Consider the following 25413-nt stretch of genomic DNA (forward strand, 5'->3'; position numbering starts at 1 on the left):
GCAGCATAGGGGAGGGCTGGGGAGGGGTAGCTTTTGGCTTTGGCTTTGGCTGCTGCCTCTGGATTTGGCCTTAATCACCAGCCCAGAGCAAAATCAAAAGCCCCCCCTCCCCAACCCTCCCCTGCGCTGCGCGCAAGGGAGGGGGCAAAGCCAGCACAATGACCAACGCTCTCAACGAACGCGACCAGCTCCGCAATGCCGTCACCCGCCAACCCGGTGACTTCATCGCCTGGGTGATGCTGGCCGACGCCGAGCTCGGCGCAGGCGACATGGCCGCAGGTGAGGCCGCAGCCGCAAAAGCCTTGCAACTGCGTCCACAACACCCCGAAGCCCTCGCCCGGCTCGGTCGCGCCCGCTGGATGCAAGGCAAGCACGACGAAGCCGCCGCCCTGCTGCAGCAGGCCTGCCAGCTCGCCCCGCAGCACCCCGGCATGGCCTTGTGGCTGGGTCACGTATTGGAAGATGCCAACCAGCCCGAAGCCGCCGCCGATGCCTATCGACGCGCGCATGCCCTGGCACCGGACGAAGCCTATATGGCCGCACAGCGCCTGAACTGGCAGCGCCGGCTCTGCGACTGGCGCGATATCGATGCACTTTCGCAACAAGTGCGGCGCGCGGTAGCGCAAGGCAATCCCGCCGTGGAGCCCTTTGCCTTTCTCAGCGAAGATGCCAGCGCCGCCGAACAGCTTGCCTGCGCGCGGCAACGCGCCAGCGTGCTGGCTCAAGCCATTCCGCACCTTCCCGCAACCCAGGTGCGTGCACAGGGCGCGCTGCGCGTCGGCTTCCTTTCCAACGGCTTCGGCGCGCACCCAACCGGGCTGCTGACGGTCGCCCTGTTCGAGCAGCTGCGCGCGCAGCCGCAATTGCAGGTGCACTTGTTTGCACTCAACAGCGACGATGGCAGCAGCATCCGCCAACGCCTGCAGGCCGCTGCCGAGCAACTGCACGACGTCAGTAGCCAAGCACATGCGGCGATTGCCCAGCGCATCCGCAACACCGGCATTGATCTATTGTTCGACCTGCGCGGCTGGGGTGGCGGTGGCACACCCGAAGTACTGGCCATGCGCCCGGCACCGCTGCAATTGAACTGGCTGGCCTACCCCGGCACCTCTGGTGCGCCATGGATCAACTACGCCGTCGCCGATGACTTTGTGCTGCCGCCCGTCCTGGAATCAGGCTTCAGCGAAAAGGTGTTGCGCCTGCCGCGCGCCTTCCAGCCCTCGGACAACACCCGCATTGTTCAGTCGCCGCCGTCGCGCGGCGACTGTGGCCTACCGGAAGCCGGCGTGGTGTTCTGTTGCTTCAACAACAGCTACAAGCTCAACCCGCGCAGCGTCGAACGCCTACTGCAGGTACTGCTTGGCGTGCCCGGCAGCGTGCTGTGGCTGCTGTCCGGCCCGGGCAAGGCCGACCAGCGCCTGCAGCAAGTCGCCCGCCAACGCGGCGTGGATCCAGCGCGGCTGGTGTTCATGCGCAAACTGCCGCATCCGCAGTATCTGGCCCGCTACCAGCATGCCGATCTGTTCCTGGATACACACCCTTACAACGCCCACACCACCGCCTCGGACGCACTATGGGCCGGCTGCCCAGTACTGACCGCACCCGGCACTACCTTTGCCGCGCGGGTGGCGGGCAGCCTCAACCATCACCTCGGCATGGATGAGATGAATGTCGCCGATGACCAGGCCTTCATCGCCAAGGCAATCGCGCTGGGTAACGATGCCGCCACCCTGCAGGCCACCCGCCAGCGACTGGCCGAAGCCCGCGAGCGCAGCAGTCTGTTCGACATGGCCGGCTTCGCCAGCGACCTGACCCAGCTGCTGCAAAAGCTGGCGAGCGCCCACGGCTGGCGTGGCGCAGACATTGGCTGACATTCGATTGGGTTAGGCTCGGCATTCCACGAGGAGTGACCATGGGCAAGCTCAAGCGCAAGGCGTACGAACAGTTGCTGGAACCGATGCAACTGGAACTGGCCAACATGGCACGCTGGGCCCAGCACTGCGGGCAGCGCGTGCTGGTGCTGTTCGAGGGCCGCGACACCGCCGGCAAGGGCGGCGTCATCCAGGACATCGCCAAGCACGTCAATCCGCGTCAGTGCCGGGTGGTTGCCCTGCCCAAGCCCAACGAGCGCGAAGACAGCCAGTGGTATTTCCAGCGTCATATCGCGCACCTGCCCGCGGCCGGCGAGATCGTGCTGATGGACCGCAGCTGGTACAACCGTGCCGGCGTGGAGAAGGTGATGGGTTACTGCACCGATGCGCAGTACAAGACCTTCCTCAAGCAGACGCCTGCGTTTGAAAAGCTGCTGGTGGACGATGGCATCCTGCTGTTCAAGTACTGGCTGTGCGTGGACCAGGAGCAGCAGGAAAAGCGCTTCGCCGAGCGCCGCGACGATCCACTCAAGGGCTGGAAGCTGTCACCGATCGATCTGAAATCGCGGCAGGAATACAACGCCTACACCCAGGCCCGCGAAGCCATGCTGGAGACCACCCACACCACACAGGCGCCGTGGACGCTGGTGGATTTCAATGACCAGAAACGCGGCCGCCTGACCCTGATCCGCGACCTGCTGGATCGCCTGCCAGATACCCACGTCGACGAACCGGTGGTCGAACTACCGCCGCTGCCAGGCAAACCCAAGAAAGAAAAGTACGGCGTGGTGAAGCCGATTGCGCCGTTTGCGGTAGACGAAGAAGCAGCCAAGCCATAGCGCACCTCCGGCTCCCTGTAGTGCCGAGCCATGCTCGGCAGGAGCTTTCCCGGCGATGCCCCAAAGGCGCCCCTCACCCCAACCCCTCTCCCGTGAACGGGAGAGGGGCTTGTAGTGCCGAGCCATGCTCGGCAGGGGCATTCCCAGCGATGCTGCAGGAGCGGCGTGAGCCGCGAAGCTGGGATTGCGCGAAGAGCTGAAAAGCTACCCCTCCCCAACCCTCCCCTTCGCTGCGCGAAAGGGAGGGGGTAGCAGCGGCACCGCGACCATCTGACAGATGCCGAGAACAGCCCCCTCCCTTTCGCGTAGCGAAGGGGAGGGTTGGGGAGGGGTGCTCTTGGCTTCAAAGCTATTTGCTGCTGTCGCCTGGAAGCTACGTCCCGCGAAAAACCACCATCCCTTTAAACCGCCTTACCCCCCGCAGCCACAATCGCCTGCTCGATCTCCTGTGCATTCACCGGCCCCAGGAACTGCCTGGCCACCTTGCCGTCGGGCCCGATCAGGTAGGTCATCGGCAAGCCACGCGGCGTCGCGAAATCCTTGGGCGGACTGAAGGTGTCGATGATGGCGATTGGATAGGCCACCGGATGTTCCTTCAGGAACGCCTGCATCTCGTCCAGCTCGATGTCCTCATACGCCAGGCCAACCACTTCCACATTGCTGCGCATTGCGTGCAGCGCCGACAACTCCGGCATTTCCTGCAGGCAGGGTGCGCACCAGGTGGCCCAGAAATTCACCACCACCCACTGCCCACGGTGACTGGCCAGGTCATAGGTCTTGCCATCCACGGTCGGCACCTGCAATTGCGGTACTTCCACCGTCTGCTGGACCACGCCGGGCTGCGTCGCCTCGGGCGCAGCCGGTGCCTGGGGTGCAGCAGCCGGCGCGGCGACAGGTGCTTGCTCGGGCTTGCACGCTGTCAAAGCCAGTGCCAGCAGCAAGGCAGGAACGAACTTGTTGATCATCGACTATCTCCGCGCTCTACATAGATGTCATCCACACGGCGCTTGAGCAGTTCGCGCAACGGCAGACGTAGTTGATCCAGGGCATTGCAGGCCGCTTGCCCAAGGCTGTCCTCGCGCATCGGCAGGTATTCCTCGGCGGCGGGAATACGCAGCTGCGCGCTTTCATACAGTTCATGCAGACTGATGCTGTCCAGGTCCCGCGCCAGCAACCATTCACCACGCTCGTCACGGCGCAACACGCCAATGGTTTCCATCTGCTCCAGCAACTGCTGCAGCAAGGAGTCGGTGAGCATGGGTTCCAGCAGCAACAGCTGATCTTCACCCAGCCCCTGCCCTTGCTGCCGCGCCTCACGGAAGCGCCCCAACAGGCGCAGCAAGCCATAAAGCTCGCAGCCCTGCGGCAGCCGCATTGCCACTGGCTGATAGCGGAAAGCTGCGATCGATGAGGCCAGTGATGCCCCCAGCAAGACCGAAACCCAGCTCAGGTAGATCCACAGCAACAGGATCGGCACGAAGGCCACCGTGCCATAGAGCTTCTGATAGGACTGGAAACTGCCCAGATACAGGCCCATGCCCCACTTCACCAGCTCCAGCATCAGCACCGCCAGCAGGGCGCCGGGAATGGTATGGCGCCACTTCACGGTGTGATGCGGCACCACCCGGTAGATCAGTACCACGCAGACCAACTCGATCAGCACCGGCGCCAGGCGCAGGCCAAGATCGGCCAGCCAGCGGCCCTCGGTGGTACCGAACAAGGGCAGCGACAACACCTTTGCCGAGATAGCCAACGAGGCAGCGGCCAGCAAGGCGCCCAGGGTCAGCACCGTCCAATAGACCAGGAAGCGGGTCAGCTGCGGCCGCGCCGAAGCCACCCGCCAGATGCGGTTGAAGGTCTGCTCGACACTGTTGAGGGTGATCAGCAGCGACACCACCAAGGCCAGGAAGCCAGCCGCGGTCAGCTGCCCTGCGCTGGCCGAGAACTGCCGCAGATAGCCCTCCGCCGCACGCGCCGCCGAGGGTACGAAGTTGGAGAACACGTAGTCGCTGAGCGCCTCGCTCCAACGATCGAACATCGGGAACGCCGACAGCACCCCGAATACGACAATGGCCAGCGGCACAAGTGCGAACACCGTGGTGTAGGCCAACGAGCCGGCGGCCTGGAACAGGCGGTCGTCTAGGAAGCGCTTCCACAGGAAGCGACCGAAGCTGACGTTGCGCGCCCGGTCACGCAGGCGCTCCATCCATAGGTTGAGTGAATCCAAAGGTTCCATTCGGCAAGGGTACCCGATGCAAAGCGCGGCCCGCATCGTTGATACTGCCGGCTCCTGCAAGAATGAGTGAACGGTGCGATGGCGGAAATTCTGGTGCTTTACTACAGCCGTGGCGGTTCGGTGGCCCGGCTGGCGCGGCAGATCGCCCGCGGTATCGGCGAGGTGCCGGGCATGAGCGCCCGCCTGCGCACGGTGCCACCGGTCGCCGCCGTCACCCAGACCAGCGCCCCACCCGTACCCGAAGACGGCGCTCCCTATGTGGACATCGCCGATCTGGCCGAATGCGATGGCATCGTGCTCGGCAGCCCTACCCGCTTCGGCAACATGGCCGCGCCGGTCAAACACTTCCTCGACGGCCTGGGCGCGGAATGGGTGAACGGCACTCTGGCCGGCAAGCCGGCGGCGGTATTCACCTCCACCGCCTCGATGCATGGCGGCCAGGAGTCAACCCTGTTGTCGATGCACCTGCCGCTGCTGCACCACGGCTGCCTGATTGTCGGCATACCCTTCACCGAGCCGGCGCTGAGCCACACCAGCAGCGGCGGTACGCCGTATGGCGCCAGCCATGTGGCCGGCAGCCAGGATGATCCACAGCCCACCGACGATGAGGCGGTGCTGGCGCGGGCATTGGGCCGACGGGTGGCTGATATCGCCCGGCGTCTGACGCAATGAACGGCCGCAGCCGCGACCTGATCCTGGCCTTGGCACTGGCGCTGTTGGCCGGCCTATATGCGTGGTGGTTCCGCGCCGACCGCCACCTGCTGGCGGTGGCCTTGGTGTTCGTGACGCCGCCGGTACTGTTGCTGTTGGGCGTGCTGGCACAGCGCGCGGTCGCGCGCTTCTGGGCAGGGGTATTGGCACTGTTCTGGTTCAGCCACGGCGTGATGAGTGCCTGGAGCCACCGCGAGACTGCCCTTTACGCATGGATCGAGATCGTCCTGGCGCTGCTGATCGTGGCCCTGGTCAGCATCCCCGGCATGCGCGCCCGCTTTGCCGCCAAGAAAGCCCGGTGAGTCCACCGTGTAGAGCCGAGCCATGCTCGGCTGGGGCTGTCCCGACAATCCACCTGTAGAGCCGAGCCATGCTCGGCTGAAGCGTTACCGAAGAGCCGGTTTGTGGGCGCGGCGCAAGCCGCGAAGCCGGCATCCCCGAAACTGCAGACAAGCTGGCGATCTGATGGGCCACCGGCTTCGCGGCTGACGCCGCTCCTACAGGCGCCGATGGATTCCCGGGCAAGCCCCAGCCGAGCATGACTCGGCTCTACCTACGTGACGTAACGTGGCCCGGCGCTGCCTACGGCATTATCATTCGCAGCATCGCGGCCCGTACCGCTGGCAGTCACCGCAAGGATTTACCGCAATGATGGAAGAACTCCTGATCGTCACCACCGGTGGCACGATCGACAAGATCTACTTCGACGACAAGTCCGACTACCAGATCGGTGATCCGCAGATCGGCATGATCCTGCGCGAGCTGGGCGTGACCTTCCGTTTCAATGTGATCCCGATCCTGCGCAAGGACTCGCTGCACATCAGCGACGACGACCGCGAGCTGATCCGCGCCACCATCGCCGCGCAGCCAACCCGCCACGTACTGGTCACCCACGGCACCGACTCGATGGTGGCCACCGGCAAGGTGCTGGCCACCATCCCCGGCAAGACCATCGTGATGACCGGCGCGCTCAGCCCGGCACGTTTCCGCGGTTCCGATGCCGAGTTCAACATCGGCTGCGCGATCGGCGCGGTGCAGTCGCTGCCGGAAGGCGTCTACATCGCCATGAACGGCCGCATCTGGAACCCGGAGAAGGTCCGCAAGAACGTCGACGCCAACCGCTTCGAATCGCTGTAAGTGGCAAAAAGCACCCGCGCCACCGCCGCATTGGACAAGGCAGGCATCGCCCATGGCGTGCATGCCTATGACTACTCGGCCGATGTCGACAGCAAAGGGCTGGCGGCAGCGCAGGCGCTGGGTATTGCCCCGCAGCGCATGTTCAAGACGCTGATGGCGTGGGTGGACAAGCAGCCGCTGATCGCGGTGATTCCCTCCGATCAGCGCCTGTCCTTGAAGAAGCTTGCCGCCCATTGCGGCGGCAAGCACGCGCAGATGATGGAAGTACCCGAGGCCGAGAAGCGCAGCGGTTACAAAGTCGGCGGTATCAGTCCGTTCGCGCAGCAGCGGCCGGCCAAGGTGGTGTTCGCCGCCAGCGCCGCGCAGCACGACACGCTGTACATCAACGCCGGCCAACGCGGTCTGCTGCTGGATATCGCTCCGACTGACGCCTTGCAGTTTCTGCAGGCCAGCAGCGCCGATATCTGCGAGGACTGAGTTGCGCTTATCGGCATGAGTCTGGCTACGACGCCAGACTCATGCGCAGTGACAAGCGATGCCTTGGGCTAGAACGTGATCGACCAGCCGTTGAGACGCCCGGTATCGCCACTGGCCTTGTCATTGACGCGCAGCTTCCAGCTGCCATTCAAGGCCTCGTTGGAAAGATTGACCTCGAAGGTCTGCTTGATGTCATCAGCGCTGCCTCCTTCGTAATTGCTCAGCAGGTAGGTACGGCCGCCAGGTGCGAGCAGCTCCACTTTCAGGTCGCCACGCCAGCTATGGCTGATATCCACCGTTACCGGGGTGGCCGCAGGCGCATTGGCAGTACGTCCGGAGACGCTGATCGCACTCTCCACCGTGCGGTTGTCTAGGATATCCAGCCCCTCGTTGCTGCTATAGGTCTGCGCCGGCAGCAGACCCCAACTCGCCTTCAAACGCACGGCCGAGTACGCCGAGTAGCCGGTCAACATGACGTGGTATGTGCCCGCTACAGGAACGGGAATGCTGCAGCTTTCAGCATTGCCTGCACTGAACGGACGGCAATCGTAGGTGGAGGCAGTGGGACGACTGCCAGCGCGCACATACAGGTCCGCATCGCCATTGCCGCCGGCAATACTGATCAGCAGATTCGACGCCCCCGCAGGCACCCGCACGCTGTAATAGCGGTTGCTGCCCTTGCTGCCTGCCAAGCCGGCCAGCGCCACATCATTCTCCAGCTCAGTCGCCGGGTCTGGCTCCGGCCCCGGTGGTAGCGGGTCACCCAAGGCTAAGGCCACAGCCGCTTGCGCATTGACGATGCCGGCGCCGATCTCGCGGTCCGGTGCAGCTGGAAAAGGAGTCACCGTCGCCTTGATCAAGGCTTCAATCTCTGTTGGCGTACGCACGGGATTGGATACCTGCTGCACCAGCGCCACCACGCCAGCCACATGCGGCGCCGCCATTGAGGTCCCACCATAGGAGGCGTAGCTCTCGCCCGCCGGCCCCTTGCTGCCATTGTTGAGCGTGGAAAGAATGGAGCTGCCCGGCGCTGCGACGTCCACCAGTGGACCATGGTTTGACTGCTGGCTGCTGCTCCAGATCGAACGTTTGCCAGCGCTGTCACTGGCAGCAACCGCGATGACATTGTTGCAGTTGGCAGGCGAGGCATTGCCCACGTTGCTGTTGCTGTTACCAGCCGCAATGACCAGGGTCGCGCCCTTGCCTGTCGCGCTGTTGATCGCGTTCTGCATGGTGCTGCCACAGGTACCAGCGCCGCCAAGGCTGAGATTGATGACCTCTGCCGGATTGGCATTTGCCGGCACGCCGGGTACCTGCCCGCCAGCGGCCCAGACAATGGCGTCGGCAATATCAGAGGTATAGCCACCACAGCGACCCAGCACGCGTACCGGCACGATCCTGACACCAGGCGCAACGCCCGCCACACCCTTGCCGTTGTCGGTCACCGCCGCAACGGTGCCGGCCACATGGGTGCCATGCCAACTGGAGTTCTGCGCACCGTGGCTGCCACCACATTGGTTGGCTGTCACCCAATCACCGGGGTCGCTGGCATCGTCATCTCGACCATCGCCATCATTGGCCACCTCAATGTCATCAATGAAGTCGTAGCCAGGCAGAACATTGGCATTCAGGTCGCTGTGGCTGGCAATACCGGTATCCAGCACCGCCACCACTACACCCGCCCCGGTCGCTTCTTCCCAAGCCTCGGCGGCCTTGATGCCATAGGTGCCGGACAGCCCCCATTGCTCACCGAAACGCGGGTCGTTGGGCGTGGCATCAATGGTATGCCGCCGATCAATCTCAACGTACTCGACATTGCGATCTGCCGCCAAACGATGCATCAAGGCTTCAGCCTCGATGCGATCCAGCGGTGTGTCCACGCGCAACACATCGGTACCTACGGCCAGTCGCCGCAGGTGTTGCAGATTGCCGGCTTTACCGGCGCGTACCGGCAAAGCATGTGAAGCGGCGGTCAGCGACTTTCTGAGTGCGATCTCGCCCTGTACTTGCGTGCTGTCCTGTCGAAACTTGACGATGAAGCGTTGATGCACAGATGCAGAGTCCAGACCTGCGAGTTGCACTTCACCGGCCAAAGCCGGCATGCACAACAGCAGGGGAAACAGCGAAGCAGTGCCAACTGCCACGAACCCACGGCAAAGCCTACGGCGCGATTTGGATGACATGGTTGAACCCTTCTGCATGAAAGTTGCCGCTTGCGCGGCGCCGGCCCTGCCCGGTGCTTCTGGTGTGGACAGCAACCGTCACCTGGACAGAACGCTCCGGATCGCCCCCTGTCACCGACCCGCCTGCCGACACTAGGCATCCGCCTTGCACACTCCCATCGGAGTACTACTGAAACCGCTGTCCCAGCAGCAGTCAAAACCTCCCTGCGCATCAGTCAGGGAAGCGCACAGCACGATCCTCGATGCATCCGGGACACATCAATGTCGGCAATCACTGCTCACGGCGTGACAAAGCAACACACTGAAGAGTGGCGGGATCGGCACGCGCTGAGATCCACGAACGAGCAAACAAAAGCCCCGGCGAGAACGCCGGGGCCGTGTCACCTCACAACAAGGCAATGGCGCCTTCGATCGGCCATTGCCTGCCGCTTGAACCTTGCTCAACTCAGAACTTGATCGACCAACTGTTGATACGACCGGTGTCGCCGCTGGCCTTGTCGTTGACGCGCAACTTCCAGCTGCCATTGAGCGCTTCGCTGGACAGGTTCACGTTGAAGGTCTGCTTGATGTCATCCGCACTGCCGCCGGCGTAGTTGCTCAGCACATAGACACTGCCATCCGGCGCGACCAGATCCACCTTCAGATCACCCTTCCAGGTGTGGCTGATGTCCACCGTAACCGGCGTCGATGCCGGTGCATTGCCGGTTCGCCCGGAGACGGCGATGGCGCTTTCCACCGTGGCGTTGTCGACGATGGTGACGGCGGTAGCGTTGCTATAGGTCTGCACACCGCCACTGCCACCGCCGGTGCTCCAGCTGGCCTGCAGGCTCACGCCCGAGAACGCCGAGTACGCGGACAACATCACGTGATAAGTCCCGGCCACCGGTGCGGCGAAACTGCAGCTCTCCGCGTTGCCGGTCTTGTACGGCCGGCAATCATAGGTGGACGTGGTCGGCTGGCTGCCGGCACGCACATACATGTCGGCATCACCACTGCCGCCGGAACTGGCGATGACCAGATTGCTCGCACCCGCCGGCACCTGCACGGTGAAGTACTGAGTACTGCTGGCAGCGCCGGAAAGCCCAGTAATCGGCACGCCATTGTTCAACACCGTGCCGCCCGGGTTCGGATTGCCACCGCCGTTTGCGGCATCCACCACCGCCTTGGCATTGAGAATGCCCGGACCGATGCTCTGTGATGGTGTGGACGGGAACGGCGTGACATTGGCCTTGATCAGGGCTTCCACCTGCGCCGGTGTCTTCGGCGTGGTAGAAACCGCCTGCAGCAATGCAACAACACCAGCCACGTGCGGGGTAGCCATCGAGGTGCCGTTGTACGACGCATAACTTTCCGCGCCCGGCGTGGTGGTGCCGCTGTTGAGCGTGGACAGAATGTTGGAGCCTGGTGCGGCGATGTCGATCAGTGCGCCGTAGTTGGAGAAGCTGGAACGTGCGCCGGTACTGGTGATCGAAGCTACTGCGATCACGTTGTTGCAGTTGGCCGGCGAAGCATTGGAGACATTGGTGTTGTCATTGCCTGCGGCAATCACCAGCGTGGTGCCGCGACTGACCGCGCCGTTGATCGCCGCCTGGGTGGTGCTGCCGCAGGCACCGGAACCACCCAGGCTGAGATTGATCACCTCGGCGGGATTGGCATTGGCGGGCACGCCGGACACGGTGCCACCAGAGGCCCAGACGATGGCGTCGGCAATATCCGAGTCGTAGCCGCCACAGGTACCGAGCACGCGCACCGGTACGATCTTGGCGCCGTAGGCCACGCCAGCAACGCCCTTGGCATTGTTGGTAACCGCAGCGATGGTGCCGGCGACATGGGTGCCATGCCAGCTTGAGTTCTGCGCGGCATGGGTGCCACCACATTGGTTGGCGGTGACCCAATCGCCCGGATCGCTGGGATCGTTGTCACGGCCGTTGCCATCGTTCGACACCGTGGTGTCGTTGATGAAGTCATAGCCGGGCAGAAGATTGGCAGCCAGATCACTGTGGCTGGTAATGCCGGTATCCAGCACCGCAACCACCGAGCCAGCACCATTGGTGACATCCCAGGCCTGGTTGGCCTTGATGCCATAGGTACCGGAGTAACCCCATTGCTCGCCGTAGCGGGTGTCGTTCGGGGTCAGGCTGATGGTGTTGAGGCGATCGACTTCGACGTACTCGACGTTCGGATCGGCGGCCAGCTTGCGCATCAATGTTTCGGCTTCGACACGGTCCAGCTTGGCATCGGCTCGGACCACATCCGCACCTACTGCCAGTCGGCGCATGTGCTGCACGCCGACGCTCTTGCCGGCACGGGTCGGCAGCGCGCGGGCGGCGGAAACCAGAGTCTTCTGCAGGGCGGCATCGCCTGCGGCCTGGCGGCTGTCCTGACGGTATTTGACGATGAAGCGCTGATGCGTCGGCGCGGAATCCAGACCGGCCAGATGCACATCGCCGGCCCAGGCCGGCGCACACAGAAGCAGGGACGACAACGAAGCAGTGCCAACAACTACCAACCCACGAACGAGCGTACGGCGCGATTTGGATGACATTGATGAGCCCTTCTACATTGAGAGGAAGCCGCTTGCGCGGCATCGGTCCTACCCGGGGCTCTGCCAGATGCGAAGAGGTTGCTGCCCGGGTAGAACTACCCGAACCAGTCCCCTGTTACCGATCCGTTGGCGGACAGTAAATGGCGGCTGAATCAATGACAAGAGGGTTACAACAGAAACCGTTGCCCGGTCACGTTTACCTAAGTGAATGATTTGTAGAGATTATTTGAAAATCCCTTGGCATTGCTGGGTTGTGCGCCCCGCCGTCCGGACAAAGAAAAACCCGCTGCGATCATGCCGCAGCGGGCTGTTTCACAAACCTGACTTGGAGACTCAGGCGTCCAGGCGCACCAACCAACCGTGACGGTCCGGCTGACGGCCGTACTGGATGTCGGTCAGTTCCTTGCGCAGCGACATCGTGACCTCGCCGGCCGGTGCGTTGATATCGCCTACCGAGAAGTCTTCGCCCTTGAGCTGGCCGATCGGGGTGATCACCGCAGCGGTACCGCAGGCAAACACCTCGGTGATTTCGCCCGAGCTGACGCCCTGCTTCCACTCATCGATGGTGACCTGGCGCTCTTCCACGTTCATGCCGCGATCGCGGGCCAGCTGCAGCAGCGATTCGCGGGTGATGCCTTCCAGGATGCTGCCCGACAGCGCCGGGGTAACCAGCTTGTTTTCCTTGCCGTAGACCAGGAACACATTCATGCCACCCAGTTCTTCCAGGTACTTGCCCTCGACCGGGTCCAGGAACAGCACCTGCGAGCAGCCCTGTGCCTGCGCCTGCTGCTGCGGCAGCAGCGAAGCCGCGTAGTTGCCGCCACACTTGGCCGCACCGGTACCGCCCTTGGCAGCGCGGGCGTAGTCGGTGGACAACCAGATCGCCACCGGCGCCACGCCCTTGGCAAAGTACGGGCCGGCCGGGCTGGCGATCACGTAATACGTGGCCTTGTGCGCGCCGCGCACGCCGAGGAAGGCTTCATCGCCGATCATGAACGGGCGGAAGTACAGGCTGGCTTCGTCGGCATCGGACACCCAGTCCTTGTCCAGCGCGACCAGTTGCTTGAGCGACTCGACGAAAATGTCCGCCGGCAGTTCCGGCAACACCAGACGGCGCGCCGAGCGCTGCAGACGTGCGGCATTGGCCTGCGGACGGAAGGTCCACACCGAGCCATCCGCGTGACGGTAGGCCTTGATGCCTTCGAAGATTTCCTGGCCGTAATGCAGCACGGCAGCAGCCGGGTCCAGCGAGATCGGGCCGTACGGCGTTACCGCCGCATTGTGCCAGCCGCTATCCTTGTCCCAGCGTACGGCCACCATGTGGTCGGTGAAGTGCAGACCAAAGCCCGGCTTTTCCAGGATTTTGGCGCGCTCCTCGGCGCTACGCGGATGGTCCGAACGGGTGACATCGAAGCTCAATGAAGACTGGGACACCGGATAATTCCTTCCAGATTGCGGGATGGGACAGCCCCGCCGCCACGGCGGCAACGGGGGTGCAGCACAAACCGTCACCGGCAGTAGCCGGCACGGCCTTACAGCATGCCAGTTTCCAGGCGCGCTGCCTCGGACATCATGTGACGGCCCCACGGCGGGTCGAACACCAGATCGACGTCGGCCTGGGCCACGGTCGGGATCATCTCCAGCTTGCTGCGCACGTCATCGACCAGGATCTCGCCCATGCCACAGCCCGGCGCGGTCAAGGTCATCTTGACGTCGACCTCGCGCTGACCGTCGTCCAGGTGCTTGATATCCACTTCGTAGATAAGCCCGAGATCGACGATGTTGAAAGGAATTTCCGGGTCGAAGCAGGTGCGTAATTGCTCCCACACCAGCTTCTCGACATCTTCGTCGCCGGCGTCGTCGGGCAGTTCCAGCCCCGGCGGCGGCTCCTTGCCGATGGCGTCACCGTCCTTGCCGGCGATACGGAAGAGGTTGCCTTCGACAAACACCGTATAGCTGCCACCCAGTGCCTGGGTGATGTAGCCATAACTGCCGGCCGGCAAGGTCACGCTATCGCCCTGCGGCACCATCACGGCCGGGCAATCACGCTCAAAATGGACAGGTTCACTGCTACGCGAATACATGTAGATGGATATGGGGACGCGGTGGCTACCCGCAATGGCACCATTTTATCCGACTGGGCGTCATCGCCGCTGAAACGCTATGCTGCGGAATCTGTTCGGGAATGCCCATGTCGCCTGTTTCCACCTCGGCCAGCCCTACCCGCCACTGGCTCTGGCCTGTTTTGTTGCTGCTCGGAAGCCTCACCCTCACCATCGCCTGGCTGCTGGTCGCCCTGAGCACCGGCACCCAGGCCGGCTGGATGGCCGTGCTGGCCGCACTGGAAGCGGCGTGGATGCTGCGTCTGGGCACATTCAGACCGGGCCCGGCACGGGCTGCGGTAACCATGCTCACAACCGTGCTGATCGCCGTGGCCGCCAACTGGCTCATCGCCGCGGCCTATGTCGGCGGCCCCATGGGCCTCACCCCATGGGAATCGGCATTGCGCATGGGCCCGCATTTCGCCTGGACCCTGTTGTCGCTGGCCAACGGCCTGGGCGAGCTGATCTGGCTGAGCATTGCGCTGCTGGTTGCCTGGCGCGTGGGGCGCTGAATCTCGGTCGATCACAGCGCCCGCGTGAGCCTCCGTCGAAGAATGAAACAAAATGTTAGTTTTTGCACATTACCGAAGGCCTGATTCGCACATTAGAGTCGGTTAATAATTCGTAATTTCATGACTCCCTCGCACCACTCTGCGGAGAGTCATACGTGAGTATCCAGCCACTCAGCCACGCTGTTCGCCTCGCCCTGTTACCCATTTCGACCGCCGCACTCGCCTTGGGAGCCGTCGGAAGCGCTGTCGCCCAGGACGCCGCGCCGAAGGAAGAAGCTACCAATCTCGACCGAATTCAGGTCACCGGCTCACGCATCAAGCGCGCCGACCTGGAAACCTCCAGCCCGGTCTTCACCATTGACCGACAGAGCATCGAAAGCTCCGGCGCTGCCACCGTTGGCGAGTTCCTGCAGCGCACCCCGGCCATCGCTGGCGCGGCAACCAATCCCCAGGTCAACAACGGCGGCGGCGCGGGTGCTGCCACCGTCGATCTGCGCGGCCTGGGCGTGAACCGCTCGCTGGTGCTGGTCGACGGCAAGCGCTGGATCGGCACCATCTCCAATGCCAACGGCGCCGTTGACGTCAACTCGATCCCCATGGGCCTGATTGAACGCGTCGAAGTGCTGAAGGACGGCGCCTCGGCGATCTACGGCTCCGACGCCATTGGCGGCGTGGTCAACTTCATCCTGCGCAAGGATTTTGAAGGCGTCGAAGCCAGTGCCTTCTATGGCATCTCTTCGCGCGGCGATGCGGCCACGCAGCGCTTTGATGCAACCTTCGGCCTGGCCGGAGAGAAGGGCCGACTGATGATCGGCGCAAGCTATGACAAGGAAGATTCGGTCAGCGCTGCCGACCGCAGCTATTCCAGCCAGCCCTACCAGCTGTATGCCGGTGAGAAAGGTATCGGTGGCACCAGCCGCATCCTGACCGGCCGCTATGTCGTGCCGCGCGATGTCGCCATTGCCCGCGGCACCACGCTGGACGCGAACTGCGCCCAGCCCAGCGCTACCAACCCCAACCCCAGAGTCGTGCTGACCCGCATCGACGGGCGCGCTGGCACCTCAGGCTCGGACTTCCGCTGCTACAACGGCAACACCGACACCTACAACTTCCAGTCCGACGGTAACCTCAACCTGACTCCGCAGGAACGCACTGCGTTGTTCATGAGCGGCAATTACCAGATCACCGACAACATCGAGGCCTTCATGCTCGGCTCGTGGCTGCGCACCGAGTCCGCGTTCTTCATCGCGCCGCTGCCTTTCGATGGCCGCGCCGACGTCGACGACGTACCGATCAGCAAGGACAGCCTCTACAACCCGTTCGGCGTGGACATCACCGATGCGCGCCTGCGCCTTCGCAACTTCATTCCCACCCGCACGACGCGTTTCGAAACCGAGACCTACCAGATCACCGCTGGCCTGCGCGGCGTGTTCGGTGACAGCACCTGGAGTTGGGACGCGTCTTATGGCTACGGCCGCACGCCGCAGTCGTCGACTGTACGAGGGTATCTGATCGGCCAAGGCCTGACCGATGCACTGGGGCCGTCGATGATCGACCCGGCGACAGGCAACCCCATCTGCGTACGCACCGCCGGTAACGCAGCAACGGTCATCAACGACTGTATCCCGGTCAATTTCATGGGCCCGGCTCCAGATCCGAACACTGCCACCGGGAAGGCCCAGTTGGCCGCGCTGGAACTGATCAACCCGACCATCCACAGCACCAGCGAGAACGACCTCAAGGTCTTCAACGCCAACGTCACCGGCGATCTGTTCAGCCTCCCGGCAGGCGCGGTCTCGCTCGCCGTGGGTGCGGAACGCCGCGTCGAGTCGGCAGCTAACAGCAACGACTTCCTGACCATCATCCCGCCGGGCAAGACGGTTTGCCGCATCACCCAGGAAGCCTGTACCGGTGGCGACCTGAGCGGCAAGTTCGACGTCAATGAAATCTATGCAGAAGCCTTGATCCCGCTGCTGGCCGATGCACCGTTCGCGGAGAAACTCAACGTCTCGCTGGGCACCCGCTATTCGGACTATTCCAACTTCGGCGGCACCACCAACTCCAAGATCGGCGTGGAATGGAAGCCGTTCGCCGACCTGCTGGTCCGCGCCACCTATGCCGATGTATTCCGCGCCCCGACCATCGGCGACCTGTACTCACCCACGGTACCCAGCGCGAATACCTATGCCGATCCCTGCAACGGCTATGAAGGTGGCAAACCGGTAGCCTGCGCAGGCGTACCGACCGACGGCTCGTTCCAGCAGAGCGGCAACCAGGTGACATCGTTCCAGGTATCGGACCCGAACCTGCAGCCGGAACATGGGGACGTGCTGACCTACGGCGTCGTCTACAGCCCGAGCTGGCTGGAAGGCTTCAGCGTCACTGCCGACTACTGGCGGGTGAAGTTGAACGACTTCATCGTCAACCTGCCGGAGAACATGCTGCTCAACCAATGCTTCAACTTCGGCCGGTTCTGCGACACGTTCATCCGCGACGCCAACGGCGACGTTGCGCAGATGACCAACCTGATCGGCAACTACGGCTCGATGAAGACCTCCGGCATGGACCTGGGCTTCCGCTACCAGTTGCCGGAAGGCGCATGGGGCAAGCTGGTCTGGAACCTGGACACCACCTACCTGGCACAATACGACGTGCAGCTGGTGGCAGGCGATCCGACCAGTGACGTCGGTGCGTTCCCGGGCATTCCGCAGAGCACGGGTCTGGCTGGTACCTTCGTCGACAATGCCTCGTCGGGCTTCGGCAACATGGCCCGCTGGCGTGCGCTCAACGACCTCACCTGGTCACGCGGCAACCTCAGCGCCAGTCTGACCACGCGCTATGTGCACCATGTCTACGAAGCGCCCGACGTGGCCGACGTCAAGGATCCCGGCTACGTCGCCAAGCGCCGGGTGCCGTCGGTCACCCAGACCGATTTCCAGATCGGCTACCGCTTCGAAGCCCTGAAGAACAGCTCCATCCAGATCGGCGTGCGCAACCTTACTGACCGCCAGCCGCCGTTGATCTATTCTGGCTTCAACGCCTCGACGGATATGCGGACCTACGATGCAATCGGCCGTTTCTACTGGATGCGCTGGACTGCCCGTTTCTGAGCCAGCAACTGCAACAATCGCATCTGCCGCGGCAAACGCCGCGGCAGATGTTCAGGGTGCGGACCTGCGCCATTATATCCGCAGCTACGACCACAGCTTGCCAGCGGACATGTGCGGCAAACTGATCGAATCCTTCAACTCGCTTTCCCGCTTCCAACAACGCAACGGCCGCGGCGTGCGCCCCGGTCTTGACGACAGCGCCTGGACCGAGCTGGATGTAAGCCGGCTGTCCGATGCTGGATTCCTCGCATTCTTCCGCCAGCTGATCAGCAGCGCACTGCAACGCTACAACACCGATGTCGGCCTGCCGATTGCTATCCCTGACAGCCCACTGCTTAGCCCGCTGATCCTCAAGCGCTATCGCGCCGGCGACGAAGAGAAATTCCAGACCCACTTCGATTCGATCAATGAGGTCTGCGACCGCTATCTGGTCTTCCTGTGGTACCTCAATGACGTCGAATCCGGCGGCGAAACCTGGTTTCCCGGCTTGCAGACCGGCGTAGCTCCACGCACAGGAAGACTGCTCATGTTCCCGCCCTACTGGATGTACGCGCATCAGGGCAAGGCATCGCCTGCGCAGGACAAATACATTCTTTCCACCTACCTCAGATTTCCGCGGAGTCAGTCGAGCGTATAGCCATAACGCTCGACCCAGGGTGCGAGAATGGCCAGCGTCTCGGCGCTGAAATACGCTTGGTAGTTACGCCACCGACCTACCGCACCAGCGTTGAGTGGCTGCACTACCTGAGAGTAGCTCGGCGTGTTGATACGGCGGCTGCGCGAGCTGGCATGGTCGGCGAAGGAAAGTTGCCGCTCCTGCATGGGCAGCGACAGGAAAGCCATTAGCTCAGACAGCTGCCCCGGAAGATCACCGACCATATCCTCGTAGCGCAGTACGTGCACACGCGCCGGTACGAGCATGCTCTGGTCATGCCACCAGCTCATGATCGCCGAGTAGGTACGCGCAGTGGACTCCAACGAGGTGAATGCCAAAGCCCCGCCATTAATGCCGAATGCCTGCATATAGCAGCTGAGCACGCAGTCGCACGGATGGCGCAGCAGCAGCAACCAATCCGCAGCCGGGAACAAACGGGCTACATAAGGCAAACGCGTCATGGTCAGTGGGTATTTATCGACCAATCGCCCCTGTGGCGTGACGTGGCGCCTTACCTCGTCCCAATAGCGTCGCTTCGCCGCGTCCATGTCATCGCGCTCAAGTGCATCCAGCGCCGCACCAAGATCATCGTCGCGCCAGCCAGCCGAAGCGCGCAGCTGCTCTATCATTATTTCCAGTGCGGGACGCTCATCCAGAACATCCAGATCCGTATGCGCGTCCAGTATCCGCTCCAGCAGTGTGGTTCCAGAACGGGGAAATCCGACAAGAAACACCGGATCCTCGGGCAGCGCTGGATCGGGCAAGACCCGCGCCCAGCTGCTGGGGGCGGGTTGCTGCAGGCGCTTCTGCAACCAATCCAGCACCGGCGGGTTATAACCGTCCGGCAGGCGCTGACGGAACGCGTTTTCCGCCGCTTCATGTGCCGATGCCAGTGCCCGCATCACCTGCTCGACCTGCCCAAGCTGATCATGGTTGCGCGCCAGTTCGAATTGCAGCTGTGCCTGCATCGCCGGCGCCAGTTGCCGCTGCAGCCCTTGCTCCAGGCGCTGAATGGCGACGTGCTGCTGTTGCTGCCGACGCAGCACCCGTGCACGCGCCAGTTCAAACATTCCTGAAGCGCAGCCACCGTGTTCCGGAGCGACAGCCCGCAACACCTGATCTGCTTCCTCCACCCGGTTCAGTCTCTCCAGCAACAAGGCGAACTGAATCCGCGACTCCACTGCGTCAGGCGCCTCTGCAATCACCTGCCGGTACAGCCGCTGTGCATCGTCGTCGCTGCCTGCCTGCGCCAGCAGCCATGCCAACACCTGTCGCTCGCTGCGGTTCAACAGCGCCGCTTTCAACGGCACCAGGCACTGCGCCAGCTCTTCGAAGCGTTCCATTTCCGCAAGGCTCTGCGCATACGCCAGACGTACATCGACCGCGTCCGGTTCCCTCAACAGAGCGGCGCCCAAGAACGTGTTGGCATCTGCAAACCGCGCCTGCCCCAGCAACGACAATCCATACCCCAACAGCCACGCTACGTCATCAGCACCCAGCGCGCGCGCGCGTTCAAACGCGCTACCCGCTGCCAGCACATCCGCGTTTTCAAGACACACATTGCCCAGATTCATCCACGCACTCAACGAATCCGGCTGCAGGTCGGCGGCTCTGGAAAACCAACTACGCGCTTCCTCCAGCTGGCCTTGCCCAGCCAAGGCCATTGCCAGCACTTCCATTCCTGGTGCAAAGCCCGGCGCCTGGCCGAGCAACCGACGCATCGCGGCTTCCGCCGCACCTTGTCGACCTTGCTGAAGATCCTCCAGCGCGTTTTCCAGCTCGACCTGCATCGAAGCCCCCCGATGGTTACAAAAGAATCCTTCCTGACCGCGACGAAATCTTCATTTTCGGCAATCCAAGCGCGAACGTACGCATGTATTCGTCGCCGCCTCAACAAGCAGCATAGGTACTGTTCGGGGACTTGGTAAGTCACTCTTCTCTCTGCACAGGTCAGACCTTACTCAGCCCGAAAATCAGCGGGCACGATGGTCAACCCCGAACCTACCCGGCTTATGCCGGGTTTTTTTTGCAATTCCAATGAATGGACGAACAAGGCCCTGCGGCGGTCGTTCTGAAATCCAGATTCCCGTTGCCAGATTCCAGTTGCCGTGCGATGTTTTCATCGCAATCACGGGTACAGCTGGTCTACTGAAAATTCCGAACTTCCGTTCATTTCGACCGACAAGGCAGTGAAGACGAAGTGAGGATCCAGCACCATTCCATACATGGCTCGCAGTCCTTGGATCTGTCCAGCCAAGCGGCAGGGAGCGTACATGCCACAATCGGCCACGGGCGCGGTGCCCGCCTACTGATTCCAGTCGGCTGGATAAGCGTCACACTGGTACTGACGGGGGTGCTGGAAGTCGGTAGTGGTGAAGCCCCTTGGCAACTTGCCGCACATCACCTGCAATTATGGCTGGAAGGTGAACTCCGCTTTGCCAGTCGCAGCTACGCCTGGTGGTTGTGCATCGCGGCACCCGCCAACCTATGGGATCGAATTCCCAGCGCACCAGCAATCAACGGCCACCTCATTCCGCGCGAAATACGCTGCGACCGGGAACTCGCACGGGCCGTGCTGCATATGGCACGCCGGCGCTGCTTCAGCAACAATCGCGATACAAGCGCCGTAATGGATGGCATGTCAGTGCTACGGGACATGCTGATAGAGCGCCAACAAACACTGCATAGCCAACTGAATCGCTGCAGCGGACGCACTGCCCTACGCCGCCACCAAACCATGCTTCGCCTGTTGCGCGTACAGCATCTGATCCGGTGCAATATGGACGCGCGCTTGGACCTTAATCGTTTAGCAGCGATTGCCAACTATTCGCCGCCTCACCTGATCCGCATCTACCGCGAAGTGTTTGATGAAACCCCGTTCGAGTACGCCACCCGCCTGCGCCTGAAGCGCGCCTGGGATCTGGTCTGCACCACCGACCTTTCCATCTGCGAGATAGCCGACGCCCTGGGCTTCGAAACCGAGAGCGCATTCTGTCGCTCGTTCAAACAAACCTTCTCCTGTACCGCAAGCCAAGCCCGACGAAATGGCGCATCCAACCTGTCATCCGTCGGTGCATGCAACCCAGAGCTCAGCCACATCAAACAGACAGAATTTGTCCGCTGACAAGATATCTGCCAACAGCTCGCCAACTCCAGATCGACTTGTGCTTTGACTACGCCCAGTCCAGCTCGGCCCTGGCCACTGGCCGTTGCTGGGTAATGCTGACCGTTGCGCGATGCTCGCAGGAGCAGCCTGCACTGCTCCATTCCGATGCCTACACAGGCAAAGCAGCGCATTGGGTGTTCAGTCGGAGAGGGAGCAATCGAGCTTCCAGGCATTGCCACATCGACTACCTGCCTGGGTCAAGCAAGTTCGCCCTGGCTTCCGAATATCACCAATTCCGCCGTCTCCAGAGCGGAAGCGTCGCGACATCTCCCTAGCCGCCCGCTCGGCCCGCTTCGGCTTGGGCTATGCAGCAGCACAGATGTACCGCAACCACCTCTTCGATGCCCCCGATTCAGCAAGACCTGAGCACAGCTGAGCACCCTTGTTGCTCGTACAGGTGAGGTGATCGCCCCCCGCCTGCGTCTGAAATGAGCAGAGCTCCACAAAAAAGCTCAAACGGCGACCGGAGTCACTCCGGTTAACAACGCAGATGTCGCGCAACACGACACCGCGCCCGCCACCCGTTCTCGCAGACACTCAGGGGAAGACGCGATGGGCATCAGACATCACCTGATTCAGGGTTCACAGTCACTCGATCTGTCCATGCAGCGTCCGGACTGCATACACGCCATCAGCGGCCGCGGCAAAGGCGGGCGCCTGAGCATTCCTGCTGGCTGGGTCAGCATCACGCTGGTGCTGGACGGCGCGCTGGAGCTTAACAATGGCGATCTGCCATGGCAGCTGGGCGCGCGCCAACTACAGCTTTGGGTGGACGGTAGCCTGCGTCACATCACCCGCGAGCACGGCTGGTGGCTATGCATTGCCGCCCCAGCAGCACTCTGGCAGAAGCCGCCAAAGTCCACGGCATCCATCATCAACTGTCTGATCCCCCGTGAAATCACCTGCGACAGGGAACTGGCACGCGCTGTGGTGCACCTGTGCCGGCCGCGCTGGTTCAAGCACAACCCTGCAACCGGCGATGCCGCCTACAAACTGGGGTTGCTCCGTGATGCACTGATCGATCGCCAGCAGCCCATGCAGATGCAGCTCGAACGCTGCAGTGGCCGCACGGTGCTGCGCCGCCATCAGACCTTGCTACGGCTGCTGCGCGTGCAACACCTGATCCGTTGCACCATCGAGACCCGCCTGGACCTGATCAGCCTCGCTGCGGTGGCGAACTACTCGCCCACGCACCTCATCCGCATCTATCGCGAGGTCTTTGGCGAAACGCCAAGCGAGTATGCTGCGCGCCTGCGTAACAAGCGCGCGTTGGATCTGGTCTGCAATACCAATCTGTCGGTATGCGAGATAGCCGAATCATTGGGCTTCGAAAGTGAAAGCGCGTTCTGCCGCGCGTTCAAACATGCATTCGGCTGCACCACCACCGCTGCACGTCGCGGTCAACAGGTGCAGGACAGCGTACTGGCCGCGCCCAGACTGACAGCCTCCAACGACGTCACCATTGAGTCGCCAATGCTGGAGTGGGCGGTCGCCTCCTGACCACCACCCAGCGGCGTCAATGCCCGCCGTCCAGCGCCTTGAGTTCACTGACCAGGGCGCTGGCCGCTTCGGCACCATCGCCGTACAACATGCGGGTGTTGTCAGCGTAGAACAACGCGTTTTCGATACCGGCAAAACCGGTGCCCTTGCCGCGCTTGATGACGATGGTGTTCTTTGAATTGACCACATCCAGGATCGGCATGCCGTAGATCGGACTGGTCGGGTCGGTCTTGGCGACCGGGTTGACCACGTCATTGGCGCCGATCACCAGCGATACATCGGTATTGGCGAATTCCGGATTGATGTCATCCATGTCGGCGATCAGGTCGTAAGGCACGCCCGCTTCGGCCAACAGCACGTTCATATGCCCGGGCATGCGTCCGGCCACCGGGTGGATCGCAAACTTCACCTTGACTCCGCGCTCGATCAGACGCTGCGCCAGCTCCCAGATCTTGTGCTGGGCCTGCGCCACCGCCATGCCGTAACCGGGCACGATCACCACGCGCTCGGCGAAGGCCATCATCGCTGCCACATCGGCAGCCTCGATGGGTTTCTGCGTGCCGCTGATCTCCGCGCCCTGGCCACCACCGCCGAAGTTGGAGAACAGCACGCCGCTGATCGGCCGGTTCATCGCTTTGGCCATCAAACGCGTCAGCAGGATGCCGGCCGCACCAACCATCATGCCGGCGATGATCAAGGCTTCATTGCCCAGCACATAGCCTTCAAATGCCACTGCCAGGCCGGTGAAGGCGTTGTACAGTGAAATCACCACCGGCATGTCGGCACCACCAATCGGCAACGTCATCAGCACACCCAGCGCCAGCGCCACCCCGAAGAAGCTGATGACCGCGACCGGCTGCAGGCTTAGCGCTGCCCACACGCCCAGCACCACCATCGCCAGCGCGACCAGCAGATTGAAAACCTGCTGCCCGGGGAAGGTAACGCGCTTGTCCAAGCGACCATCGAGCTTGGCCCAGGCAATGATCGAACCGGACAGTGATACCGCGCCGATCGCCGAACCAATCACCGCCAGCGCCAGCACCGTGTTCGACGGCAGTCGTGCCGACAGATCGGCGATGGCCTGCGCGCTCCAATGGCTGGTGTCACGGTTGGCCAACTCGGAGAAACGCAGCAGCTCGACCGCACCGATGGCCGCCGCCGAACCGCCGCCCATGCCGTTGTACAGCGCCACCATCTGCGGCATGTCGGTGATGGCTACCTTCTTGGCCGATACCCAGGCCAGCCCGGTGCCCAGCACCAAGGCCACCGCGATCAAGGCGATGTTGTGCAGACCGGGCAGGAAGAACGTGGCCGCGGTGGCGATCAACATGCCCGCGCCGGCCCATTGGATGCCGCTGCGTGCGGTCTTGGGCGAGGCCATGCGCTGCAGGCCCAGCAGGAACAGCGTGGCAGCGACCAGATAACTCGTATTGACCAGGATCGATATGCTCATGCACCGGCCTCCAGAGCCGTGTCGGTATGGCGAGGAGACTGCTTGTCGAGGCGATGGTGTTCGCGCATTTCAATGGCGGTTTTCAGCAGCCCGATCATGCCCAGCCCGAATGCCACCAAGCCCAGTGCCAGCTGCGACAACGCTGTTGTAGGTGCCAAGGCGGCGCCCAGCAAACCCAGTACGATCGGCAACAGCGCCTGCGCGCTGATCAGCCACAGCATCAGGCCACCTTTGCGCGGGTCTTCCCAGACCTTTTTCGACATCTTGTTCTGGGTCTTGGCCGGGTCCTGCAGCGAGGACATGCCTACGCCCACACCCGCATACAACAGTGCGCTGTTATAGGCGTCGAGAATGCCGTCCATGCCGTTGAACAGCGGCCGTGCTGCATACGCGAACGCCACCAGCAAAGCCGGATACTGCAGGTAGCTGAGCCACTGGAAAACCTGCCGTGCGCTGATCGAAGACCTGTCGGTACTACCGGCGGGTGAACTCACTTGTCCTTCCCTTCCGGCTTCTTCGAGCTCTTGAACATGTCCAGCATGCGCTCGGTCACCACATAGCCTCCGGCCGCATTGCCTGCGCCCAAGGCCACGGCGATGAAGCCGATGACCTTCTCCAGCGTGGTATCGGCATGACCGAGTACCACCATCGCACCGATCAGCACGATGCCATGGATGAAGTTGGAACCGGACATCAACGGTGTGTGCAGGATCACCGGCACCCGCGAGATGATCACGTGGCCGGCAATCGCTGCCAGCATGAAGATGTACAACGCTACGAACCCGTCGCTCATTGCTTGGTCTCTCCGAGGCTGGAAGCGCCTGTCCCGCATCATAACCATCTGTCCGAAGCCGGCGCGACCGTTGCGTTGTCAACCGTTTGCGCGCCCGTGCGTTATCTCCCCCAGAGACCACGA

At 62.6% G+C, this 25413-nt stretch carries 21 protein-coding genes and 2 pseudogenes; 11 read left to right on the top strand and 12 right to left on the bottom strand.

What is annotated here, in order from left to right:
• The first annotated feature begins 158 nt into the window (after window positions 1–158).
• Window positions 159–1871: an O-linked N-acetylglucosamine transferase, SPINDLY family protein gene (locus ACVOLL_RS11895; RefSeq protein WP_481513058.1), complete on the top strand. Its 1713-nt coding sequence runs from the start codon at window positions 159–161 to the stop codon at window positions 1869–1871.
• Between the two features lie 41 nt (window positions 1872–1912).
• On the top strand, window positions 1913–2710 hold the full coding sequence (ppk2, locus tag ACVOLL_RS11900; protein ID WP_481513059.1) for a polyphosphate kinase 2: 798 nt from the start codon (window positions 1913–1915) through the stop codon (window positions 2708–2710).
• Between the two features lie 401 nt (window positions 2711–3111).
• Here the strand turns inward: ppk2 and ACVOLL_RS11905 are convergent, their stop codons facing one another.
• Both ACVOLL_RS11905 and ACVOLL_RS11910 read right to left on the bottom strand, forming a co-directional pair.
• Entirely contained in the window at window positions 3112–3675 is a 564-nt protein-coding gene (locus ACVOLL_RS11905) for a TlpA family protein disulfide reductase (protein WP_481513060.1), read from the bottom strand.
• The gene (locus tag ACVOLL_RS11910; RefSeq protein ID WP_481513061.1) at window positions 3672–4946 is read right to left on the bottom strand and encodes a YihY family inner membrane protein; all 1275 of its coding nucleotides are present in this window, start codon (window positions 4944–4946) and stop codon (window positions 3672–3674) included. The genes ACVOLL_RS11905 and ACVOLL_RS11910 overlap by 4 nt, the downstream gene beginning before the upstream one ends.
• Before the next feature lie 78 nt (window positions 4947–5024).
• Between ACVOLL_RS11910 and wrbA the strand changes: the two genes are divergently transcribed.
• The 4 genes from wrbA (at window position 5025) to ybaK (ending at window position 7271) form a co-directional block, all read left to right on the top strand.
• Window positions 5025–5618 carry an NAD(P)H:quinone oxidoreductase gene (gene wrbA / locus ACVOLL_RS11915; RefSeq protein ID WP_296250785.1) on the top strand — a complete coding sequence of 198 codons (594 nt, stop codon included), beginning with the start codon at window positions 5025–5027 and terminating at the stop codon, window positions 5616–5618.
• The gene (locus ACVOLL_RS11920; protein ID WP_481513062.1) at window positions 5615–5959 is read left to right on the top strand and encodes a DUF2069 domain-containing protein; all 345 of its coding nucleotides are present in this window, start codon (window positions 5615–5617) and stop codon (window positions 5957–5959) included. The genes wrbA and ACVOLL_RS11920 overlap by 4 nt, the downstream gene beginning before the upstream one ends.
• A gap of 349 nt (window positions 5960–6308) precedes the next feature.
• Window positions 6309–6794, top strand: a complete 486-nt coding sequence (locus ACVOLL_RS11925) for an asparaginase domain-containing protein (RefSeq protein ID WP_282267147.1) — start codon at window positions 6309–6311, stop codon at window positions 6792–6794.
• A complete protein-coding gene (ybaK, locus tag ACVOLL_RS11930) occupies window positions 6795–7271 on the top strand; it encodes a Cys-tRNA(Pro) deacylase (protein ID WP_481513063.1) in 477 nt (158 codons plus the stop codon).
• Window positions 7272–7339: 68 nt separating this feature from the next.
• Here ybaK and ACVOLL_RS11935 read toward each other — a convergent pair whose 3' ends face one another.
• The 6 genes and pseudogenes from ACVOLL_RS11935 to sufT form a co-directional block, all read right to left on the bottom strand.
• Window positions 7340–7714: a proprotein convertase P-domain-containing protein gene (locus ACVOLL_RS11935; RefSeq protein ID WP_481513084.1), complete on the bottom strand. Its 375-nt coding sequence runs from the start codon at window positions 7712–7714 to the stop codon at window positions 7340–7342.
• Window positions 7694–9454: pseudogene (locus ACVOLL_RS11940) on the bottom strand (S8 family peptidase); the annotation flags it as partial. The gene ACVOLL_RS11935 and the pseudogene ACVOLL_RS11940, both read right to left, overlap by 21 nt.
• A gap of 445 nt (window positions 9455–9899) precedes the next feature.
• Complete coding sequence (locus ACVOLL_RS11945) at window positions 9900–10286, bottom strand: proprotein convertase P-domain-containing protein (protein ID WP_481513085.1); 387 nt, start codon at window positions 10284–10286, stop codon at window positions 9900–9902.
• Window positions 10266–11999 (bottom strand): annotated as a pseudogene (locus ACVOLL_RS11950) (S8 family peptidase); the annotation flags it as partial. The gene ACVOLL_RS11945 and the pseudogene ACVOLL_RS11950, both read right to left, overlap by 21 nt.
• Window positions 12000–12332: 333 nt before the next feature.
• Window positions 12333–13433: a branched-chain amino acid aminotransferase gene (locus tag ACVOLL_RS11955; protein ID WP_481513064.1), complete on the bottom strand. Its 1101-nt coding sequence runs from the start codon at window positions 13431–13433 to the stop codon at window positions 12333–12335.
• Between the two features lie 98 nt (window positions 13434–13531).
• Window positions 13532–14083: a putative Fe-S cluster assembly protein SufT gene (sufT, locus tag ACVOLL_RS11960; RefSeq protein ID WP_346498807.1), complete on the bottom strand. Its 552-nt coding sequence runs from the start codon at window positions 14081–14083 to the stop codon at window positions 13532–13534.
• Between the two features lie 107 nt (window positions 14084–14190).
• Between sufT and ACVOLL_RS11965 the strand changes: the two genes are divergently transcribed.
• The 3 genes from ACVOLL_RS11965 to ACVOLL_RS11975 all read left to right on the top strand — a co-directional run bounded on the left by ACVOLL_RS11965 (window position 14191) and on the right by ACVOLL_RS11975 (window position 18360).
• Entirely contained in the window at window positions 14191–14613 is a 423-nt protein-coding gene (locus ACVOLL_RS11965; protein ID WP_481513065.1) for a hypothetical protein, read from the top strand.
• Window positions 14614–14768: 155 nt separating this feature from the next.
• Entirely contained in the window at window positions 14769–17723 is a 2955-nt protein-coding gene (locus ACVOLL_RS11970; protein WP_481513066.1) for a TonB-dependent receptor domain-containing protein, read from the top strand.
• The gene (locus tag ACVOLL_RS11975; protein WP_481513067.1) at window positions 17677–18360 is read left to right on the top strand and encodes a 2OG-Fe(II) oxygenase; all 684 of its coding nucleotides are present in this window, start codon (window positions 17677–17679) and stop codon (window positions 18358–18360) included. Before ACVOLL_RS11970 ends, ACVOLL_RS11975 begins: the two co-directional genes overlap by 47 nt.
• Here the strand turns inward: ACVOLL_RS11975 and ACVOLL_RS11980 are convergent.
• A complete protein-coding gene (locus ACVOLL_RS11980; protein WP_481513068.1) occupies window positions 18345–20168 on the bottom strand; it encodes a tetratricopeptide repeat-containing sulfotransferase family protein in 1824 nt (607 codons plus the stop codon). The genes ACVOLL_RS11975 and ACVOLL_RS11980 overlap by 16 nt on opposite strands.
• A gap of 449 nt (window positions 20169–20617) precedes the next feature.
• Between ACVOLL_RS11980 and ACVOLL_RS11985 the strand changes: the two genes are divergently transcribed.
• Both ACVOLL_RS11985 and ACVOLL_RS11990 read left to right on the top strand, forming a co-directional pair.
• Window positions 20618–21502: a helix-turn-helix domain-containing protein gene (locus ACVOLL_RS11985; protein WP_481513069.1), complete on the top strand. Its 885-nt coding sequence runs from the start codon at window positions 20618–20620 to the stop codon at window positions 21500–21502.
• 594 nt (window positions 21503–22096) lie between these two features.
• Window positions 22097–23044 (top strand): helix-turn-helix domain-containing protein, encoded by a 948-nt coding sequence (locus tag ACVOLL_RS11990; RefSeq protein WP_481513070.1) that lies wholly within the window; start codon window positions 22097–22099, stop codon window positions 23042–23044.
• Window positions 23045–23060: 16 nt separating this feature from the next.
• On the opposite strand, the gene ACVOLL_RS11995 is transcribed toward ACVOLL_RS11990, so the two are convergent.
• From ACVOLL_RS11995 to ACVOLL_RS12005, 3 genes are read right to left on the bottom strand one after another with little or no spacing between them, the layout of a single operon-like run.
• Window positions 23061–24497 carry an NAD(P)(+) transhydrogenase (Re/Si-specific) subunit beta gene (locus ACVOLL_RS11995; RefSeq protein ID WP_481513071.1) on the bottom strand — a complete coding sequence of 479 codons (1437 nt, stop codon included), beginning with the start codon at window positions 24495–24497 and terminating at the stop codon, window positions 23061–23063.
• Complete coding sequence (locus tag ACVOLL_RS12000; RefSeq protein WP_481513072.1) at window positions 24494–24991, bottom strand: hypothetical protein; 498 nt, start codon at window positions 24989–24991, stop codon at window positions 24494–24496. Before ACVOLL_RS12000 ends, ACVOLL_RS11995 begins: the two co-directional genes overlap by 4 nt.
• Window positions 24988–25290: an NAD(P) transhydrogenase subunit alpha part 2 gene (locus tag ACVOLL_RS12005; RefSeq protein ID WP_282267096.1), complete on the bottom strand. Its 303-nt coding sequence runs from the start codon at window positions 25288–25290 to the stop codon at window positions 24988–24990. Before ACVOLL_RS12005 ends, ACVOLL_RS12000 begins: the two co-directional genes overlap by 4 nt.
• Between the last annotated feature and the right edge of the window lie 123 nt (window positions 25291–25413).

This window comes from Stenotrophomonas sp. STEN035, assembly GCF_056759935.1.

What these genes read in the sequence shown, in the direction of transcription:
- ACVOLL_RS11990 (WP_481513070.1), top strand. Translation starts at nt 22,097, where the DNA reads ATGGGCATCAGACATCACCTGATTCAGGGTTCACAGTCACTCGATCTG.
- ACVOLL_RS12005 (WP_282267096.1), bottom strand. Translation starts at nt 25,290, where the DNA reads ATGAGCGACGGGTTCGTAGCGTTGTACATCTTCATGCTGGCAGCGATT.
- ACVOLL_RS11920 (WP_481513062.1), top strand. Translation starts at nt 5,615, where the DNA reads ATGAACGGCCGCAGCCGCGACCTGATCCTGGCCTTGGCACTGGCGCTG.
- ACVOLL_RS11980 (WP_481513068.1), bottom strand. Translation starts at nt 20,168, where the DNA reads ATGCAGGTCGAGCTGGAAAACGCGCTGGAGGATCTTCAGCAAGGTCGA.
- ACVOLL_RS11895 (WP_481513058.1), top strand. Translation starts at nt 159, where the DNA reads ATGACCAACGCTCTCAACGAACGCGACCAGCTCCGCAATGCCGTCACC.
- ACVOLL_RS11965 (WP_481513065.1), top strand. Translation starts at nt 14,191, where the DNA reads ATGTCGCCTGTTTCCACCTCGGCCAGCCCTACCCGCCACTGGCTCTGG.
- sufT (WP_346498807.1), bottom strand. Translation starts at nt 14,083, where the DNA reads ATGTATTCGCGTAGCAGTGAACCTGTCCATTTTGAGCGTGATTGCCCG.
- ppk2 (WP_481513059.1), top strand. Translation starts at nt 1,913, where the DNA reads ATGGGCAAGCTCAAGCGCAAGGCGTACGAACAGTTGCTGGAACCGATG.
- ACVOLL_RS11995 (WP_481513071.1), bottom strand. Translation starts at nt 24,497, where the DNA reads ATGAGCATATCGATCCTGGTCAATACGAGTTATCTGGTCGCTGCCACG.
- wrbA (WP_296250785.1), top strand. Translation starts at nt 5,025, where the DNA reads ATGGCGGAAATTCTGGTGCTTTACTACAGCCGTGGCGGTTCGGTGGCC.
- ACVOLL_RS11975 (WP_481513067.1), top strand. Translation starts at nt 17,677, where the DNA reads ATGCAATCGGCCGTTTCTACTGGATGCGCTGGACTGCCCGTTTCTGAG.
- ACVOLL_RS11905 (WP_481513060.1), bottom strand. Translation starts at nt 3,675, where the DNA reads ATGATCAACAAGTTCGTTCCTGCCTTGCTGCTGGCACTGGCTTTGACA.
- ACVOLL_RS11925 (WP_282267147.1), top strand. Translation starts at nt 6,309, where the DNA reads ATGGAAGAACTCCTGATCGTCACCACCGGTGGCACGATCGACAAGATC.
- ACVOLL_RS11910 (WP_481513061.1), bottom strand. Translation starts at nt 4,946, where the DNA reads ATGGAACCTTTGGATTCACTCAACCTATGGATGGAGCGCCTGCGTGAC.